This window comes from Bartonella sp. CR84HXZ (genome assembly GCF_042194535.1).
GTDB lineage: Bacteria > Pseudomonadota > Alphaproteobacteria > Rhizobiales > Rhizobiaceae > Bartonella > Bartonella grahamii.
In genome coordinates this window covers 1-873 of record NZ_JBHIMY010000106.1, presented here as the reverse complement: position 1 = coordinate 873, position 873 = coordinate 1, and the positions used below count along the sequence as shown (strand labels likewise).

Here is an 873-nt window from a genome sequence, read left to right as displayed (position 1 = left end):
TCTTGGCTTTGATAAAATCTTTGTGCCTCTCTGAATTGTTCGGATAGTACTGAACCTTCTACATTGGCTTTTGTTTTCATGAAAAAAAAGCAAATGTTGTAAAGAGCTTTATTGGTTAGATCTTATTTCAGGCATACGTTTGTTGTAAGAGGCTATAATTTTGCTATACAATTTACGTTTTTGTATTTCGATAAGAGTCTCTTCGTCATCGCTTAAATTTCTGACCATTTGTAGCTTTGTATATTCATTTTGGATCATGGATGACATGGTCTTAATGCGTGTTTGTAGATCAAAAAGTTCTTTCAGATCTTTTGTGTTATTTATCTCATCTAAGAAATCTTTCACTTGTTTAAAGCGGTTCTCTATGTCTTTGAAAGTTTGTAAACTTACAGCTTTTTCGACAATCCCACTATATTTAAGACGTGTATTAATTATTTCGCGTATCTTATAATACGGCAATTTCTGGAAGCCGTCCTTTTTCTCTTCGAGAACAAGTTTACGAAAAAGATTTCTATAGTGCCCAGTAGATATGTTTTGGTAGCTTGTTTTTGTGTCTGGGTAGTCAAAAGGCGAAACTGGTATGAAAAAACTAAAATTGTCTCCTATTGCATGTGGTAGCATTTTAGGTCCTATTATAGACTGATGGATTTTTTTCGCGTTTTCGATCTGCTTTTCGGTTTCTTCAATTTGTTGTTTTAACAACGTAATAATTTCCAGGTAGTCTGCTTTTGAAAAAGGAATTTGAACAGTTGAGCCTTGAGTTCCAGAACCCCAACTAAAGTTAGACGTTAGAGTTAAATTTATCATTCCCAAAAGGGTAATCATTCCTGTTATAATAAGAATCTTTCTCATATACTTGCTCGCTTGATTTCG

General features: G+C 33.7%; 1 protein-coding gene. It reads right to left on the bottom strand.

Annotated features, from left to right (window positions below; genetic code table 11):
• Window positions 1–108 precede the first annotated feature (108 nt).
• A partial coding sequence (locus ACFIKD_RS09625) for a type IV secretion system protein (RefSeq protein WP_375647933.1) occupies window positions 109–873 on the bottom strand: 765 nt, incomplete at its 5' end.